Annotated in this window: 16 protein-coding genes and 1 pseudogene; 2 read left to right on the top strand and 15 right to left on the bottom strand. The window is 64.0% G+C overall.

What is annotated here, in order from left to right:
- Window positions 1-27: 27 nt before the first annotated feature.
- The 10 genes from NCR38_RS27335 to NCR38_RS27290 all read right to left on the bottom strand — a co-directional run bounded on the left by NCR38_RS27335 (window position 28) and on the right by NCR38_RS27290 (window position 10593).
- Complete coding sequence (locus NCR38_RS27335; protein WP_250477868.1) at window positions 28-1203, bottom strand: ABC transporter substrate-binding protein; 1176 nt, start codon at window positions 1201-1203, stop codon at window positions 28-30.
- A gap of 66 nt (window positions 1204-1269) precedes the next feature.
- Window positions 1270-2169, bottom strand: coding sequence for an MBL fold metallo-hydrolase (locus tag NCR38_RS27330; RefSeq protein WP_014193387.1), 900 nt, complete (start codon window positions 2167-2169; stop codon window positions 1270-1272).
- A 164-nt stretch (window positions 2170-2333) separates the two neighbouring features.
- The gene (locus NCR38_RS27325; protein ID WP_250477867.1) at window positions 2334-3386 is read right to left on the bottom strand and encodes an amidohydrolase; all 1053 of its coding nucleotides are present in this window, start codon (window positions 3384-3386) and stop codon (window positions 2334-2336) included.
- Between the two features lies 1 nt (window position 3387).
- Entirely contained in the window at window positions 3388-4695 is a 1308-nt protein-coding gene (locus NCR38_RS27320) for an MFS transporter (RefSeq protein ID WP_250477866.1), read from the bottom strand.
- Between the two features lie 200 nt (window positions 4696-4895).
- On the bottom strand, window positions 4896-5675 hold the full coding sequence (locus NCR38_RS27315; RefSeq protein WP_250477865.1) for an SDR family oxidoreductase: 780 nt from the start codon (window positions 5673-5675) through the stop codon (window positions 4896-4898).
- Between the two features lie 49 nt (window positions 5676-5724).
- On the bottom strand, window positions 5725-6372 hold the full coding sequence (locus NCR38_RS27310) for a GntR family transcriptional regulator (RefSeq protein WP_045456864.1): 648 nt from the start codon (window positions 6370-6372) through the stop codon (window positions 5725-5727).
- Window positions 6373-6585: 213 nt separating this feature from the next.
- Complete coding sequence (locus NCR38_RS27305) at window positions 6586-7020, bottom strand: Zn-ribbon domain-containing OB-fold protein (protein ID WP_250477864.1); 435 nt, start codon at window positions 7018-7020, stop codon at window positions 6586-6588.
- Between the two features lie 9 nt (window positions 7021-7029).
- Window positions 7030-8214, bottom strand: coding sequence for a thiolase family protein (locus NCR38_RS27300; protein ID WP_250477863.1), 1185 nt, complete (start codon window positions 8212-8214; stop codon window positions 7030-7032).
- The gene (locus NCR38_RS27295; protein ID WP_250477862.1) at window positions 8211-9428 is read right to left on the bottom strand and encodes a CaiB/BaiF CoA-transferase family protein; all 1218 of its coding nucleotides are present in this window, start codon (window positions 9426-9428) and stop codon (window positions 8211-8213) included. Before NCR38_RS27295 ends, NCR38_RS27300 begins: the two co-directional genes overlap by 4 nt.
- A gap of 19 nt (window positions 9429-9447) precedes the next feature.
- Window positions 9448-10593, bottom strand: coding sequence for a CoA transferase (locus NCR38_RS27290; RefSeq protein ID WP_250477861.1), 1146 nt, complete (start codon window positions 10591-10593; stop codon window positions 9448-9450).
- A gap of 178 nt (window positions 10594-10771) precedes the next feature.
- Between NCR38_RS27290 and NCR38_RS27285 the strand changes: the two genes are divergently transcribed.
- Together NCR38_RS27285 and NCR38_RS27280 are read left to right on the top strand one after the other, a co-directional pair.
- Entirely contained in the window at window positions 10772-11323 is a 552-nt protein-coding gene (locus NCR38_RS27285; RefSeq protein ID WP_250477860.1) for a DUF2889 domain-containing protein, read from the top strand.
- Between the two features lie 264 nt (window positions 11324-11587).
- A complete protein-coding gene (locus NCR38_RS27280; protein ID WP_250477859.1) occupies window positions 11588-12499 on the top strand; it encodes a LysR family transcriptional regulator in 912 nt (303 codons plus the stop codon).
- Here NCR38_RS27280 and NCR38_RS27275 read toward each other — a convergent pair.
- From NCR38_RS27275 to NCR38_RS27255, 5 genes and pseudogenes are all read right to left on the bottom strand, one after another.
- Window positions 12490-13414: pseudogene (locus NCR38_RS27275) on the bottom strand (SMP-30/gluconolactonase/LRE family protein). The gene NCR38_RS27280 and the pseudogene NCR38_RS27275 sit on opposite strands and share 10 nt — an antisense overlap.
- A gap of 16 nt (window positions 13415-13430) precedes the next feature.
- Complete coding sequence (locus tag NCR38_RS27270) at window positions 13431-13655, bottom strand: ABC transporter substrate-binding protein (protein ID WP_311394680.1); 225 nt, start codon at window positions 13653-13655, stop codon at window positions 13431-13433.
- An 11-nt stretch (window positions 13656-13666) separates the two neighbouring features.
- Entirely contained in the window at window positions 13667-15178 is a 1512-nt protein-coding gene (locus NCR38_RS27265; RefSeq protein WP_250477857.1) for an aldehyde dehydrogenase, read from the bottom strand.
- 18 nt (window positions 15179-15196) lie between these two features.
- Window positions 15197-16594, bottom strand: coding sequence for an MFS transporter (locus tag NCR38_RS27260; RefSeq protein WP_250477856.1), 1398 nt, complete (start codon window positions 16592-16594; stop codon window positions 15197-15199).
- Between the two features lie 35 nt (window positions 16595-16629).
- A complete protein-coding gene (locus NCR38_RS27255; protein ID WP_250477855.1) occupies window positions 16630-17361 on the bottom strand; it encodes an enoyl-CoA hydratase/isomerase family protein in 732 nt (243 codons plus the stop codon).
- Window positions 17362-17404 lie beyond the last annotated feature (43 nt).

Here is a 17404-nt window from a genome sequence, read left to right as displayed (position 1 = left end):
TCGCCCGCCTCGCGCGCAAAGGCGCCTTTACGGCGTGATGAAGGCCTTCACCGATGCCTTGCCGTTCGTCACCTCCTTGATGACGAACGTGTGCAGCAACTGATGATCGACGCCGTAGTCCTTCGCGCCGGTCCACACGACCTTGCCGAAGATCGGCGCATCGTAGCCCGTCATCTTCTCGAGCTGGTCGCGGATCTGCGTGGTGTCGGTCGCGTCGGCGCGGCGCATCGCTTCGAAGAGCATGTTCGCCGCGTTGTAGTACACCGGGGCCAGGCCGTTCATCACGCCGCTGTATTTCTTCTGATAGGCGGCGACGAACGGTTTCACGCGCGGCAGCGATTCATCGATCACGTCATACTTCATCATGCCGTTGGCGAGCGGCCCGGCAATCTGGATCAGCTCGTCGATGCCCGCGCCGCCCGACTGGATGATGATGCCCTTGTAGCCGACCTGCCTCGCCTGCTTGACGAGCAGCCCCGCCTCACCCGGCGCATTTGCGTTGAGATCGAACACATCGACGTTTTGCGCCATCATGCGCAGCAGCAGCGGCGTGAATTCCTTCGTGCCCCGCTCGTAGGCATCCGTCCATACTTCGAAGCCGTTCTTCTTGTACGCTTCAGTGAGGATCGGCACGCCGGACTGGCCCGTCGCGTCGTTCGGCGCGATCATGCCGATCTTCTTCGCATTCGGCGAGTTCTTGTGCAGCCATTGAACGATCGGTGTCGAGAATTCCTGCGTGCTGTTGTTGACGCGGAATACGTACGCGCCCTTCCACTGATTGCGAAGGATCTGCGGCGCATAACCGTCGACGAACTGCAGGACCTTCGCGGGCTCCGTGACCGGCAGCGAGCCGAGCGCGCCGGGCGACCCGACCGGGCCGAAGATCACCTTCACCTGATCGCGGTTGACCAGCCGGTCGGCGGCCGTCTTCGCTTGCGCGGCGTTGTACTGGTCGTCGTAGGCGATCAGTTCGAGCTTGTAGGTCTTCCCGGCGAGCTTCAACCCGCCCGCTTCGTTGAGCTGGTCGATTGCGATCTGCACGCCGCGCTGGAGCCCGAGGCCCCACGCGGTCCCGCCTCCCGATAACGACGCGATCACGCCGATCTTCATCGTCTCCTGGGCGTGCGCGACGCACGCGGCGCCGCTCATGGCCGCCGCGCACAACGCGCGAATCGCGATGGTCTTCAGCGTCTTACTGATCATACGGATATCTCCTTTATGGTTTTCGTGCCGCCTGCCCGGCCGCCGCAGTTCAGGCCGTTCTTGAAGTCACTTGCCGTCGAAAGCGAAGCGGAACCGGTCGCCGTGACTGACGATGCGGCCGGCCGTCGGCGACGGGAAATGCCCGGTCAGCAGCAGCGTGTCGGTATCCGCATAGCGGTGCATCAGCGCGAGCCGGGTGTCGTGGGCCTGCTTCGCGTCGAAATCGGCGAGATTCGTCAGCGATGGATCGGCGAACTGGATCGGGTGATGGATCACGTCCCCGGTGAACACGGCGCGCTCGCGGCCGTGGTCGCCGACATTGACGAACACGTGGCCCGGCGTATGGCCGCAGGCGGGCGAGAGCCAGACGCCCTCGCCCAGTTCGCGTTCGACCACGTGATCGAGCTCGACGAGATCGGCGCGTCCGTGCTCGTGGATGGGCAGCACGCTGTCTTCGAACGAACCGCGATTGACCGGCGTTTCCGGATGCCTGCGGTGCTGATCGAACAGATATTCGAATTCGACGCGCGCCATCAGGTAGCGCGCGTTCGGAAACGTCGGCACCCAGCGGCCGTTTTCAAGCCGCGTGTTCCAGCCGACGTGATCGGCGTGCAGATGCGTGCAGAGCACGATGTCGATCTCTTCCGGCTTCACACCGATCGCGGCGAGATTGGCCAGATAGGGCGTGTTCAGGTCGTTCCAGTCCGGCATCGACGGCCGCTGCTTGTGGTTGCCGTTGCAGGCGTCCACGAGAATGGTGTGATGCCGCGTGCGGATGACGTAACTATGGAAGCTCATGTACAGCCGGGTCGAGCCCGGTTCGACGAGGTTCGGGCCGAGCCAGTCGCGATTGGCTTCGACAATGGCTTCGTCGATCGACGGGAACAACCAGCGCGCTTCGAGCGGCAGCCGGCTGATTTCGTCGAACTTGCGGATTTCGGTGTTGCCGATTCTCTGCGCTTGCACTGCTGTCTCCTGGTCATTCGGTCTTCGGTTCACCAGCGTCGATGCATTTTATATTATGCATCTTAGGAAAGCACGCTGGAACATCCAGAACGATGTGTCTTTCCGAATATATGAAGGTATGCTTATTGTTTCGAAAGGATGATGCGGCTTCTTCGCGCGCCGCCCTATCGGATACGGTAGAAGCGGGCCGCGGTGTCGTGAAACAACGCAGCGCGGTCTGACGCAGGCAGATTCGCCGTCACGCGCTTGTAGGCATTCCACGCGATGCCGTAGCCGAAACAGCCCTTGTCCACCGGGAAATTGCTCTCGAACATGCAGCGCGAAGCGCCGAACGCCTCGATGCAGGTCTCGACATACGGCCGGATCGCCTCGGCCACCGACGCGGAATCAGGCGGCAGCGTCAGTCGTTCGAAGTCGAAGCCGAAGAGCGGCATGCCGAAGCCACCGAGCTTCACATGCACATTCGCGTAGCTCGACAGCCGCGCTATGTCATCGCGCCATGCCGCGAACACTTCGTCGCGATGCCCGCGATAAGGCCCGAGCGCCAGCGGGCCGCCGACGTGATTGAGCACGATCGGCGTGTCGCCGAATTTGTCCGCTAGCTGGCATAGCTCGGGCAGTTGCGTGTGAATCAGCCATGCATCGAATGCAAGCTGGCGCGGCGCCAGCTGCGCGATGCCGGCCTGAAAAGACGGATCGAGCAGCAGCCTGGCCGGCGGCGTCGCAGCCGATGGACGTACGTCCGGGTTCGCGTGCCACACGGCGATATTGCGGATGCTGCGCAAGCGCCCTTCCGACACATCGATCAGGTGATCGAGCGCCGGCCCCGCCGCCGCTCCGAGCGTCAGATCCACGTTGCCGACGAACGCGGCCCCGACGCGCGTGAAGGTGCCGAGCGCCTCGGCCTCGCGCGCTTCGGCCAATGCGAAGCGCATTTCGCCCGCCGACGCGCGTTCTTCCGGGCCATCGGTGTCGTAGTGCGTCTTGCATTCGACGAACACCGTCGCGCGGAGATTGTGTCCGCTCGCGAGATCGTCGAGCAGATCCCGCGAGCGATAACGCTTGTCCGGAAACTCCCACAGATGATGGTGCGCATCGATGATCGGCAGGTCGGGTTCCAGTGCCGGTTCGGTGCGAAGCGCCAGCCATTCCGGGCGTATCGCAATGTGCGGCGCAGCCTTCGCAATGTCGCGCGGCGCGGTGAGCGGTTCGTTCATGTCAGCCTCCGATCTGCCCCGTCACATCGCCTTGCAGCGCTGCGCCGGGACGCTCGCCGATCGGCGAACGCGTGAGAAACCACGATGACAGCGCGCCCATCACCAGCAGGCCGCCCGCCGCCGCGAACGCGGTATCGAATCGCCCGGTCGCCTGCACCACATAGCCGGTCACGATCGGTGCGAGGAAACCGAACACGTTTCCGCCGATCAGCAGCAGGCCCGTCGCGCGGCCGAGATCGGCCTTCGAGCGCAACAGGTCGCCGAGCAGCGTGATGTTGAGTGCGTTACCCGTCGCGACGCTGCCCAGCGCCATCGTGATGAGCAGCAGAATGCCTTCGATGCTGGACACCCAGGGCACGAACAGGATGACCGCGCCGCCGAGCACGACAGAGCCGAGCACGATGCGCCGGCGTCCTGCCTCCACCGCGCGCGCCGTCAGCAGGCGGTCGCTCAACATGCCGAGCGCGACGGAGACGACGATCGATCCGATGTACGGCAGCGCCATCACCGTGCCGCTCTTGAGCAGCGTCATGCCGCGTTCAGCCTGTAGGTAGTTCGGCAGCCACGTCAGAAACAGGTATTGCGTGTAGGCGCCCGCGCCCTGCGTGAGCATGAGGCCCCACATCGTGCGGCTCGCGATGATGCGGCTCAGCCCGATCGGCTGCGACGCGACCGCCTGCGCTTGCGATACGGTCTCGCGCTCGCGGCGAATCGTTTCGCGCTCATCATCGGAAATCCACGAGGCCTCTTCGGGCTGACGGAAAAATGCGAGCCACACGGCAAGCCACACGAAACCCACGAGACCGCAGATGGCGAAGGAGATACGCCAGTCGAGCACCGATACGAGCCAGGACAAGCCCACCGCACCCAGCGCCGGACCGAAGTACGCGCCCGAGTTGAACACCGTCATCGCAGTGCCGCGCTCGCTGCTCGGCACCCATTCGCGGATGATCCGCGAAGCCGCCGGATAACAGCACGATTCGCCGACACCCATCACCACGCGCGCGGCGACGACGCCGCCCATCGACGTGGCCGCGCCGGTCAGCGCGGTCGCGGCGGACCAGAGCGCCATGCTGAAGGCCGTCACCGAGCGTGAGCCGAATCGGTCGATGAGCAGGCCCATCGGGATCAGGCAGAGCGTGTAACCCCAGAGAAAGGAAGAGAACAGATAGCCGAGCTGAACCTTGTCGATGCCCAGCGCCGCCTGGACGTGGCCGGCCGACACGGACAGCGCGACGCGATCCAGATAGTTGATCGCGGCGAGCGCGAACAGCATCAGATACACCCAGTAGCGAGATCTCCAGCGCACAATCGTCTCCTTTTTGGTTGCCGGGCTTCGCTGGCCGGCAACGCGATTCCTGAAAGTGATGTCGTGAATATAAATTATATTTTCCATCCGGACAACGCGCTTCTGTCGAACGAGGGTTTGCACCGACGCTCGCATCGTCGCCGAAGCGACACAAAAACGTTCGCTATCCGAATCAGTTCGGGAAGATTTCCCCGATGTGACTACCGGCCGCCCGACACCACCAGGTTGGCGCTCAGCAGATACCCTGCGTCGTCGTTCAGCAGCCAGAGAATCGCATTGGCGATCTCCTCCGGCGATCCGCCGCGTCCGATCGGAACTTCGTCCGCGAGACGCTCGATGCGTCCGGGTTCGTTGAAATCGGTGTACACGAGGCCCGGAGAAACCGCATTCACGCGGATGCCCTCGCGCGCCACTTCCTTCGCGAGGCCGATGGTCAGCGAATTGACCGCGCCTTTCGATGCCGCATAGTGCACGCGCCGGCCCGCCGATCCGTGCGTAGCCGCCACCGACGACACGTTGACGATGCGCCCGCCCGCGCCGCCGCGCGCCGTTGACATGCATCGCACGGCTTCGCGGCAACAAAGGAAATAGCCCATCACGTTGACGGCGAGGGTTTCCTGCAACGCGGAGACGTCGAGGTCCGCGAGACGGGTCGAGCCGCCGCTCACGCCCGCATTGTTGACGAGATCGGTCAGCGGGCCATAGCGTCGCGCGACCTCATCGAACATGGCGACGACGGCGCGCTCGTCGGACGTATCGGCTTGCCACGCGAATGCGTCGCCGCCCGATGAAACGATCTCGTCGGCGAGCCGTTCGGCGGCCTCCACCCCATTGCGATAATTGATGCAGACGCGATAGCCGCTGCGCGCGGCGCCCCGCGAGACGGCCGCGCCGATGCCGCGCGAGCCGCCGGTCACGATCAGCGTGCGGCGCGCGCCCGGCGCGCCGACAGGTGAAACGGGATTGCGAGAAGTGCTCATGGTTGCCCTGCGTCCCCTGGAAAAGGTCCAGCTTCCCGTTCCGGCGCGATCATTCTTTCGCCGGTTCCGTGGCGTTCTTCTCCACACGATGCCAGCCGGCCTCGATGTGCTCGACCATTGCCGCCAGCGCGCCAGCACGATCGCCTTCTTCGAGCCGGCGCAGGATCTCTTCGTGCTCGTGCAGCAGTTGCTTGAAGCGGGCTGCCTGGTCGTCGTGGAAGTTGAACGGATACTTGGCCCATAAGACCCGGACGAACTGCAGCGTCTGCGGGCGATCGGCGATTTCATAGATTCGAAAGTGAAACCGGACGTTGGCCGCACGCACCGGGAACGGCTCGCGCGCCTTCGTCAACTTGCTCAACTCGCGATGGATCGTGCGCAGCTCGGCGATCTCGTTGTCCGTGATCTTTTCGAGCGCCCACTCCGTGAGCCGGCGCTCCAGCACCACGCGCAACTCGAAGATCTCGCGCACGCTCTTGCGATCTATCTCCGGCACGAGCAGCCCCTTGTGCGGGATGCTCAGCACGAAGCCCTCCATTTCGAGCGCCTTGAGCGCCTCGCGCACCGGCGTGATCGATACGCCGAGTTCCTCCGCGATCTCCGCCTGCTTCAGCTTCTCTCCCCGCCGGTACTCGCCCGAGATGATCCGCTCTCTCAGCCGCTCGGCCACCTGATCCAGCTTTGTTCGAAACACCATATGAACCCCAGAGTGTCCTGCCTTGTCCGCTCGCGGCCCCGCCGCGCAAATCCGCGGCTGGCCCGAGCCTGTCGTGTCTGCCGGAGCGGTTCGCCGTCCGGCACGGAGGACATTGTAAGGGGCGAATAAAATATATGGTCCTCGGCCAGCCGCACCCGGCATGCGCCAGAACGCTTCCGATCCGCCTTGTCAGACGCTCGAATGCGCGCTCGCTCAGGCGCGGGTTCCGTCCGTATCCAGCACGAATTTGGGCAGCACGAAACCGTCGGGCATCGGCTTGAAGATCATGCGGACTTGCTTGCCGATCCAGCTTCCCTCGGGCAGCGGCGCTTCAAGGTTCGAGACGAGCACGGCGCCTTCTTCCAGACGCACCGCAATCACGTTGTAGGGCGCCGGGTATGCGTCCAGATAGGTCTTGTGAAAGACGACCCAGGACAGCACCGTGCCACGCCCCGACACGCCGCGCCATTCGAGTTCGCTGGACAGGCAGTGCGGGCAGACCGGCCCCGGCGGGTAAAGCACGGTGTCGCAGGACGTGCAGTGCTGGAGCTTGAGCGCGCCATCGCGGATGCTTTGCCACATCGGTGCGTCGTACATGCCCATCACCGGTTGCGGCGTGCGCGGCGCTTCGGCGGGTGTTTCAGTCATGTGGATTTCCTATCGGCTATAGATGATCGAAACAGCCTTGCCGGCGACATCGGATGTGTAGTGCGCGTGCCGGCAGTCGTCGATCTGACGCTCGCCGCATTCGCCGCGCACCTGCCGCACGCATTCGATCTGATGCGCCCAGCCCTGCATATAGGTCTCCGACAAGTGCCCGCCGCCCGTATTGGTCGGCAGCTTGCCGCCCGGCCCGATGCCCTCTTCGCGCAGAAACCGTCCGACGTCGCCGACCGCGCAATAGCCGTAACCTTCGAGCGCGAGCGGCACATGCACGGAGAAACTGTCGTACACCTGGAACAGGTCCATGTCCTTCGGACCAAAACCGGCCATCTCGTAGGCCTGACGCGCGCAGTCCTGCTGCGCGGACAGGTAGAAGTCGGTCAGGCGCGGTTCGAGGCTGGTGGCGCCGCGGTTCAGATCGCGCCGCCCGATCGCCTCGATATAAACGGGCGGCTTTTTGAAGCGCGCCGCCCGCTCGGCCGTCGTGACGATCAGCGCGACGCCGCCGTCGTTGATCATGCAGTAGTCGTACAGGCGCAGCGGCTCGCAGATGTATTTGGCCTCGCGGTATTCGTCGAGCGTGATCCGCTTGCGCATCACCGCGTTCGGATTCATGGAGGACCACGCGCGCTGCGCGACCGCGACGTGCCCGAGGTCATCGGGCTCGAAGCCGCGTGCCTCGCAGAAGGCGCGGAACGTCAGCGCATACAGCGCGCCTTGCGACGTGAGGCCCCACGGCGAGTGATACACGTACGAGAGAAACGCATCGCCGCCCATTGCCTGCGGGCCGCCGTACTGGATCTGCGCCGAGCGCTGATCGTTGCCGTAGACGAGGGCCACCGTCTCCGCGAGGCCCGCCTGAATCGCCGTCACCGCCTGAGCGACCGACAGCACCGCATCGGCCTGATCTCCCCAGCGCGGATCGATGCCGAGCACTTCGGACATCCGCTCGTAGGCCGTCGTCGGACCGACGATGAGACCGTCGATTTCATCCTTGCCGATGCCCGCGTCGTCGAGCGCCTGGCGCAGCGCGATCGCGCCGTAGCCGTAGCTGTCGGTCGGCTTCTCGCCGCCGCGCACGCGCTTCCAGTCGCCCACCCAGTCCGAATGGCCGACGCCGACCACAGCTGCCGCCCGGCGCAGCGCTTTCGACGGGCTTGCCGCTTTCCACTTGCTCACGAAAACACTCCTTGATCGTTCAGTTCGTCGAGTTGCTTCCCGGACATGCCGAGCAGGCGGCCGAGCACCTCGCGCGTATGCTGGCCGAGCAGCGGCGGCGGCTGAAGCTCGACGCGCTCGCCGTCGATGAGATACGGCGGCGAGTTGAGCAGCACCGCGCCGATCTCCGGATGCTGCACGTGCTGCCAGTAGTTCCGATGCGCAAGCTGCGGATCTGCTTCGATGAGCCTGCGCGAATGCGCGACCTCGGACACGGCGATCCGTTGCGCACGCAACGTCGCCACGATCTCGTCGGGCGAATGCGTTGCGCACCATTCGGCCACGGCCTGCTCGACGCGATCCTGCGCGGCCAGGCGGCCAGCCGCGGTGGAAAGCGATGCATCGTCGCCCAGCTCCGCGCGCCCGATGATCGCGGTGAGCGCGCGCCACTGCGCATCGTCCGTGACGGCCACGGCGACCCACTGATCGTCGCCGCGCGCGCGAAAGATGTTGTGCGGCGCATGGCTGCGGCTGCGATTGCCGACTTGCGGCGGCTCGTGGCCCGTCGCGCTCGCCTCGACGATGGCCGGGCCGATGAAATTGATCGTCGATTCGACCTGCGACAGATCGATCTTCATGCCGCGCCCGGTCTTGCGCCGATGCGCGAGCGCGGCGAGCACCGCGAACGCCGCATGATAGGGATTCGCGGCATGATCCGGATAGTGCGTGCCCGGACCGACGGGATCGGCGGGACCATAGGCCGTCTGCCACATGATGCTCGTGACGGCGCTGATCGTCATGCCGACGCCGAGCAGGTTCGCGCGCGGGCCGTCCTGTCCGTACATCGGCATCGACAGATAAATGATGTCGGGCTTGATCTCGCGCAGCGCCTCGTAGCCGAAGCCGAAGCGGTCCATCGCGCCGGGGCCGAAGTTGTTCGACACGACATCCGACTTGGCGACCAGTTCACGCACAATGCGCTTGCCTTCCTCGGTCTTCAGGTTCAGCGAGATGCTCTTCTTGCCCGTGTTGCGCGACGCGAAGTAACCGCTGCGGTTCAGTCCGAAGACGCCATCCTTGTAAGGACCGGCCGTGCGCACTGAATCGAGGCGCGTGGTGCTTTCGATCTTCAGCACTTCAGCGCCGAAATCGGAGAACACCTTCGTGCCGAACGGCCCTGCTCCGGCCCATGTGAGATCGGTAAAGCGAACACCTTCAAGGAAATCAGGCTTCATGAAGTCTCCTCTTCTTGTGTCACGCCGGCTGCGGCTGTTCGTTGCCGGCGATGGCGGGCCTGAGCTTCCATACGGGCTCGGACAATCGATAAGGCGCGCCGGGAAAGCTCACGCGAGCGCCCGCGAGCGACAACTCCACCTGCTCGAAGTACTCGCGGTGTCTCAGCTGAGGATCGTCGAGCACGTCGGTGACTCGGGCCACCGGGCCCATCACGATCTTGCGTTTCAGCGCCTCTTGCGTGAGTTGATCCTGCGTGTAGTCCCGCGTGAACGATTCCAGCGTCTGACGGAATATCGACTTCGCCTCGCCCGTGAGCCGCCACACGCGATCCGCCCAGCGCTCCTTCGTGAGTTCTTCCGCCGACGGATGTCCCGTCTCCTGAATCCAGCCCACGAGCGCGTTCCACGACACGCCCAGCGAGCGCGGCGCCGCCAGGAAAATCAACCCGTCGCGGCACGCGAACATGTCCTCGCTCGCGTCTCGCGTGCCTTCGCCGCCACGCATCGACACCTTGCGTTCGAAGTCCCACATCTGGATGGAGTTCTGCAACGAGTGGGCGATGCACTCCTGCGCCGATACGTCCACCTCGTGACCGCGGCCCGTGGCCAGCGTGTCGTACAGCGCCAGCGATGTCGCCGTTGCCGCGTACACGCCCGTGACCATCGTCGCTTGCAGGCCCGGCAAGCGCAGCGGCGCATCGGTCAGCCGGCCCGACAGCCAGGCGATGCCGCCCGCCGACTGCAGCGTCAAATCGGTCGCGGGCGCATCCGCCCACGGACCCGTGCGTCCGAAAGGCGAGATCGACGTCACGACCGCCAGCGGAGCCTGCTGCTGCACCCACGACAGTTCGTCATACAACGGACCGCCGCGCTCGAGCAGGATCACATTCGCCGCCTGCGCCAGCGCCGCGAACGCTTCGCGGCCTTTCGCGGAGGCCAGATCCAGCGTCATGCTGTCCTTGCCCGCGTTCAAGAACTCGAATTCATAGACCGCCGGCTCGCGTTCGATTGCGTCCGCCGATGTCGCCGCCTGCCGGTCAGGCAATCCGCTCGGCGGTTCGATACGCGTGACCCGCGCACCGAGATCCCCGAATAGGCGGCCCACGTAGCGGCCGAATTCCCACGTCAGGTCCAGTATCTGGACGTCTTCAAATGGACTATTCACTGCTCCTCCTTGGTTCCCCGTGCCAAAAATATAATTTATATTCTATATGCGCGCAAGCGGATCGATGAGAGTCTTCGCTCGCGGATGCATTGCGATACCGTATGCATCGAATCGATGCAGTCGTCTCTTCACATGCGAAGCCGGCTTGCTCCGGCATCGCCCTTCATTGAGCTTGCTGATGCCACTGTCCACTATCGAAGAGCGGGAATTGCTGCACACACGGCGTATCGAAGCGAATGGCTATGCGAGGCCGGGCGGTCTTTACGACCTCGAAGCGCGCCTCGTCGATGTCAAGACACACGACAAGATCGGACCCGCCGGCACGCGTCGCGCGGGCGAGCCCATTCACGACATGTCGCTGAGAATCACGATCGATACCGAGATGCATATCGTCGCCGCCGAGGCGTGCTTCGATGCGCATCCTTATGAGAACGTGTGCGACCGCATCGCGCCCGACTACGGAAAACTCGTGGGATTACGCATTGCGCCGGGCTTGAGCGCGGCTGTGAAGGAACGCCTTGGCGGCACGCGCGGCTGCACGCATATGACGGATCTGATCGGCGTCCTGGCTACGCTCGCCTTCCAGACCATGGCGAATCAGCGCGCACGGGATGCGCAGAATCGCGAGCGGCCGTTTCAGCTGAACCGGTGTCATGCATTGGCAACCACCGGTGAGGTCGTGCGTCGCTATTACCCACGCTGGTATGCGTCGATCAAACCCGCCAGCTGACGTGCGCGATGCAACAAGCGTCAACATCTCCGCGGGCTGCACACGGATGCGGTTAGAAAGCCTCCTTTGGAAACTCAGTATCTGCGGATCTGCATCGAGCCGGTGTGATGCCGAGAGGTTAAGCGCGCGTGAGGTAAGGTTGTTTGTTAGGGCCGGACCGTCGACCGCGATACTTCGACGCTAATTGATTTGCCACTGACTCAGTGCCTATCCTGGCTTCGCACGAAAGGCTCGCTGCGAGAGGACCACGCTTAGGAGACTTAGTTGCGTTTCGATCTACAATCGCTGAAGCTTTTCGTCGCCGTCTGCGAACACGGGAGCATCGCGCGGGCTGCGGAATTCGAGAACATCGCGGCTTCGGCGCTCAGCAAGCGCATGTCGCAGCTCGAAGACATCCTCAAGACGGCGTTGTTCGTGCGTAGCAACAAGGGTCTGGAATTGACCGTCGCGGCGGCAGCACTGCTGCAACACGCACGGACGCTTCTGCGCGACATCCAGCAGATGGAAAGCGAATTGCTCGACCACGCGGAAGGCGTTCGCGGTCAGATCCGGCTACACGCCAGCCTCTCCACCATCGTCCAGTACATCGCCAAGGATATCCGCGATTTCCTGGATCTCCATCCAGCTTTGCGCATCGACCTTCAGGAGAGCCTGAGCCCTGCTGTCGTGCGCGCCGTTTCCGAAAACACTGCCGATATCGGCGTGTTCGGCGGCACCACGGTAACTGCCGGCCTGCAGGTCTATCCGTACCGAAGCGACCGCCTCGTGGTCATCATGCCGCCCGATCATCCGCTGAGCCGTGCCGGCCGTCTCAAGTTTCGCGAGGTGGCGCGATATCCGCTCGTGGGGCCTCAGGAAGGAAGCTATCTGAATTCGCTAGTGTTGCGGGCGGCGGCAGACCTCGACCATCCGCTCAAACTGTCTATCCGGGTCAATGGCTTCGAGCCGGTGCGCAGCATGGTCGAGGCGCGCCTTGGCGTGGGACTCGTGCCCGAGCATCACGCCGAGCGCTACGTCAGCTCGGCGCCGCTGGTTGCTGTCCCGCTGGACGAACCGTGGGCCGAGCGGCACTGGAAAATCCGCGTGCGTGAGGCGGAGTCACTTCCCGCACCCGTCCAGCTCTTCCTCAAACACCTGCTTGCAAGCGCGCAGCAGCAGCCCGGCAATCACGAATAAGCTAGCCTCAATCCGGGTTCCGGCCACGACAGCACACCCAGACGCCCGGTGCCGGACATCGTGACATACGCTGTCTTCATGTCGGCGCCTCCGAAGCAGATGTTCGTCACCATGCCGTCGGGCACCATGACTTGCCGCATCACCTCGCCGGTCGGCGCGACGACGGTGATGCAACCGGTGACGAGCGTCGCTACGCAAATGTTTCCTGCCGCGTCCACGGCCAGGCTGTCGAATCGCTGGTAGCCCGGAAGCCCGCACACGAGACGTCCGCCGTGCGGCGATGGATACGGATGCTTGCGCGCCCGGCCGGGTTCCTCCAAGTCGAACGCCCATAAGCGCGCCGTTTCTGTTTCGGCGACGTAGACCACGCGATCGTCGGGCGACAGACCGACGCCGTTCGCGGTAGTAAGCGGATACGCGACTTCGACGATCATCGACCCGTCGGCTCGCGCGTAATAAAGACCCGCGTGATCGCGATCGCGCAGCCGGTTCTTGCCGAAATCAGTGAAGTAAAAAACCGCCTTCGTGGTCGAACACGATGTCGTTCGGCCCGCACAGCGGATGATCGCCGCAGCGGTCGTAGAGCGTCGTCAGCGTGCCCGTGCGCAGGTCGAACCGTTCGATCCGCCCACTCGTATAGCCTGGATGGATACCCGCCCGAGTGCGATTGAGCCCCGCAACGGTACGGAACAGGAATCCCCCGTTGTTGCAGATGTAGAAAGCGCCGTCCGGACCCACAGCGAGACCGTTCGGCCCTCCACCTGTATCCGCGACGACGCTCACCCTGCCGTCGACGGATACGCGGCTGATCGTCTCGCGCTCGATCTCGACCAGTACGACCGAGCCATCGGGCATCGCCACGGGTCCTTCGGGGAACATCAAGCCCTCCGCCAGGATGCGGACGTCGCTATTCATGTGTCGTCTCCTCGGTTCAACGCTTGTCCGCATTCTCGACGGAACGATTGTCGTACGTGGTTTCATCATCCTTTTCGGCGAGCGCATATTGCAGCGGTACGGCGGCGGCGACCTTTTCGGGTGTTGCATGCGCCGTCCAACGCTGGGCCTCGACGATGGCATTCGTCACCGCTCGCACGGTATTCGGATACCAGTCGAGAAAGTCTCTGGTCGTGTACATGGCCGCTTGCGGCCCGCGCACATAGCCCGTCGTCAATTGAGCCGCTTAAGTTCGCCGTCGTCGGCGTACCAGTCCACGGTCTTGCCGCTCGTGTTGACGGTGACGGCGCGCGGCTCGCTGAACTGATCGAACGACTCGATGCCCGTCTCCCGCCCCACGCCGCTGTTCTTGAAACCGCCCCAGGGCGATGCGGGATCGAGCCGGTGATGGTCGTTCACCCATACCATGCCGAACTCCAGCTTCGATGCCACGCGATGCGCCCGCGCCACGTCTCGCGTCCACACGGATGCGGCCAGACCGAACTGCGTCGCATTGGCGATGCGAAGGGCGTCGGCTTCATCATCGAACGGCATGATGACAGTGACCGGGCCAAACACTTCCTCCTGCCCCATCTCCGATTCCGGCGGCACGTCGTACAACACAGTGGGTTCGAGATAAAATCCCTCCGTTAGACCCTGCGGCACGCCGCCTCCGATCAGGCACTTCACGCCGGCTTGCTTTGCGCGGTCCAGCATGGCCAGAATTCGCTGACGCGAGCGGCCCGAAATTACAGGGCCGAGCTGCGTCTTGGCATCAGTCGGATCGCCGACCCGGATTTGCGACGCCTTGGCGCGGAAGCGCTCGAGAAACTCCGCGTACATCGATTTTTGCACCAGGATGCGCGCGCCGCAGACGCAGGTCTGCCCCGCGCCGATGAACGCCGCGAAGGCCGCGCCATTCACTGCGCGCTCCATGTCAAAATCGTCGAAGAGGATCACCGCGCCCTTGCCGCCGAGTTCGAGCGTCGTGAGCGCGAAATTGCGCGCCGCCGCTTCGCCGATCGAGCGCCCGACTTCCGTGCCGCCGGTGAACACTACCTTGCGAATGAGCGGATGACGAGCCAGCGCCGCGCCGGCCTCGCGCCCTTCGCCGTTCACCACGGTGACGACGCCCTTCGGCACGCCCGCCTCGTCGAGCAAGCGCACGAGCCGCACGGTCGTCAACGGCGTCTGCTCCGATGCCTTGATGACGACGCTGTTGCCCGTTGCAAGCGCCGGCGCGAGACTCTTCGACAGGATCATGAGCGGATGATTGAACGACGTCATCAACGCGACGACGCCGAGCGGCACACGCTGCGTATAGCAGAGATACGGACCTTCGATGGGAATGACGTCGCTGCGCCGCGTGAGCGCGAGCGCCGCGAAATAGCGATAGAACTGCGGCAAACGCGAAATCTGCGCGCGCGTCTCCGAGATCGGCCGGCCGTTGTTGAGCGTCTCCAGCTTGTAGAACTGCTCCAGGTCCGCCTCGAACAGATCGGCGAAGCGATTCAGGATGCGCGCGCGCTGCTGGATGGGCATGTCTCGCCACGTGCCGGCATCGAATGCGCGATGTCCCGCCTGCACCGCGCGATCGACATCGCCGGCGCTCGCGGCGGCCAGCGCACCGATCACGCCGCCCGTGGCAGGATTGACAATGTCCATCGTGTGGCCGCTCTCCGCATCGGTCCATTCGCCATCGATAAAGAGTTGAGCATCGAGATGATTCGGGTTTGCTGTGTCCATGTGTTTTCCTGAGTTCGGTTATTTCGAAGGCGATGCGTGCGCCGGGCGCACCTCGGGCGCATCGTGCAGGTCGGCGGAATCGGGCTGGAGATCTTCGAGGCGTTCGCCGGTCGGCTCGACGCCGAGCCACGCCACCACGACGATCTGAATGGCGAGCAGGCCGATCATCAGCGCCAGCACGCCGACAATGCCATGCTGCGCGAAGAGCGCCACCACGATGAACGGCGTGACGATGGTCGCGCCGCGTCCGAGCGTGTTGCAGATGCCGGAGGCGCGCAGCCGCACGGGCGTCGGAAAGAGCTCCGGCACATACACCGCGAACAGCAGCGCAACGAGCACGTAAATGGGAATGGTGAGCAGGAGGCCGATGACGGGCAGCAGCATCGCGCTCGAAACGAACGGATAGATTGCTCCGAAGACGATGGCCGCGAGCGACGCGCCGATGATGGTCGGCTTGCGGCCCCACGCGTCCGCCGTCAACGCGCCGATGCCGCTGCCGATGGGCGCGCCGAGCGACATCACGAGCGCGAAGCCGAACGACTTCGCGATGCTCATGCCCTGATGCACGAAGAAAGTCGGCAGCCACGTGACGAAGCCGTACAGCAGCGTATTGATGACCACGAGCGTCACGCAGCCGACGATCATGCGCGGCAGCATTGCACCGGAAAACAGCGAGCCGAACGACATCGGCGCTGCATTCGATGCTTTCGTCACGAGCGGTGGCGGCAGCGGTTCACCGCCGCGCGCGTGCGTCACTTCGGCCTCAATGCGCGACATGATCGCTTCGGCTTCGTCGTCGCGCCCGACAGATTCCAGCCAGCGCGGCGACTCGGGCAAAGACTTGCGCGCATACCAGACGCCGAGCGCGCCGAGACCGCCGACGACGAACATCGCGCGCCAGCCGAGCGACGGAATCAGCAGCAAGCCGATCAGCCCCGCGACCGGCAAACCGGACACGACGAATACGGCCATCAGCCCTTGCAGCTTGCCACGTTTGGTCGGCGGCACGAACTCCGTCAGCGTCGAATAGCCGACTACGTTCTCCGCGCCGAGGCCCAGACCCATCACGAAGCGGCACGCGATCAGCACCGCCATGTTGGGCGCGAGTGCCGCGCCGAGCGATGCGAGCCCGAAAATCGCGAGATTCGCCTGATACGTGAAGCGCCGCCCGAAACGGTCACCGAGAAAGCCGGTGCCGAGGGAGCCCAGCATCATGCCGAGAAAGGTCAGCGACACGAACAATGCGTTCTGCGCGAGCGTGGAAAACCCGCTTTGCAGCGTCGCGCCGAGCACGGTCGATGCGACGTAGATATCGAAGCCGTCGAAGAACATGCCGATGCCGATCAGCCACATAATACGGCGATGAAACGGCGACATCGGCAAACGATCCAGTCTCGGGCCTGCGTTGACGTACATGGTTGTCTCCTCCTTGTCGTCTGGTCGTTCCGTCTTCAGCGGCCTTGCATCAGGCGCAGGGAACTGACGGTCAGCATGTCGGTGGCGGTGCGGAAGTTGTCTTCGACGCGGCTTTCGCGCGCGGCCTGAAAGAACGCCTTGCAATGGCGCGCGCCGGTGTCGTCAAGCGCGAAGATGCGCCGAGTCAACGCATCGGCCTGCGCCTCCAGCGCGTCGCGTTCGCAGATGCGCGTGATGAGCCCCGCCTGCAGCGCTTCATCCGGCGTGATGGCATCGCCGAACAACACCATGGGAAACAGCACCTTGGGCAACGCATAGTCGCCGGCGTACGCCATGATCGCGGCGGGCGGTAAGCCCTTGCGCATCTCCGGAAACGCAAGCGATGCGTTCGAAGCCACCAGCGTGAAATCGCACAACATCGCGAGCCCCAGGCCGAAGCCCATCGCATCGCCGTGCACCTGCGCGATCGAGATGAGCGACGTATTGCGCACGAGCCGCTTCATTTCGATGAGCCGCGCGATCTCCTTTCGGATCGACATGGCATCCGTGCCTGCGCGCTCGCGTCCGAGGCAAAAGGTTTCGCCTACCGCGCGGATGCGGAGCACGCGTGCGGTGGGCTCCAGCGCTTCGGCACGCAGAGCGGCGGACATCGCATCGAACATGGCGGCAGATATTTCGTTGCCGCAGTCAGGGCGATTGAGCGTGAAGGTCATCACGCCGTCCAATCTGTCGATCAAAACGGGTTGCGGCAGCGAATCGCGATCCATGGCACTCCTCCTGTATAATCTGTATACAGCGTATTCAGAAACG

Source organism: Caballeronia sp. INML1 (assembly GCF_023631085.1).
GTDB classification, from domain to species: Bacteria; Pseudomonadota; Gammaproteobacteria; order Burkholderiales; family Burkholderiaceae; genus Caballeronia; species Caballeronia turbans.
Note: the sequence above shows the minus strand (reverse complement) of the source record. Positions and strands in the feature narration are given on the sequence as shown.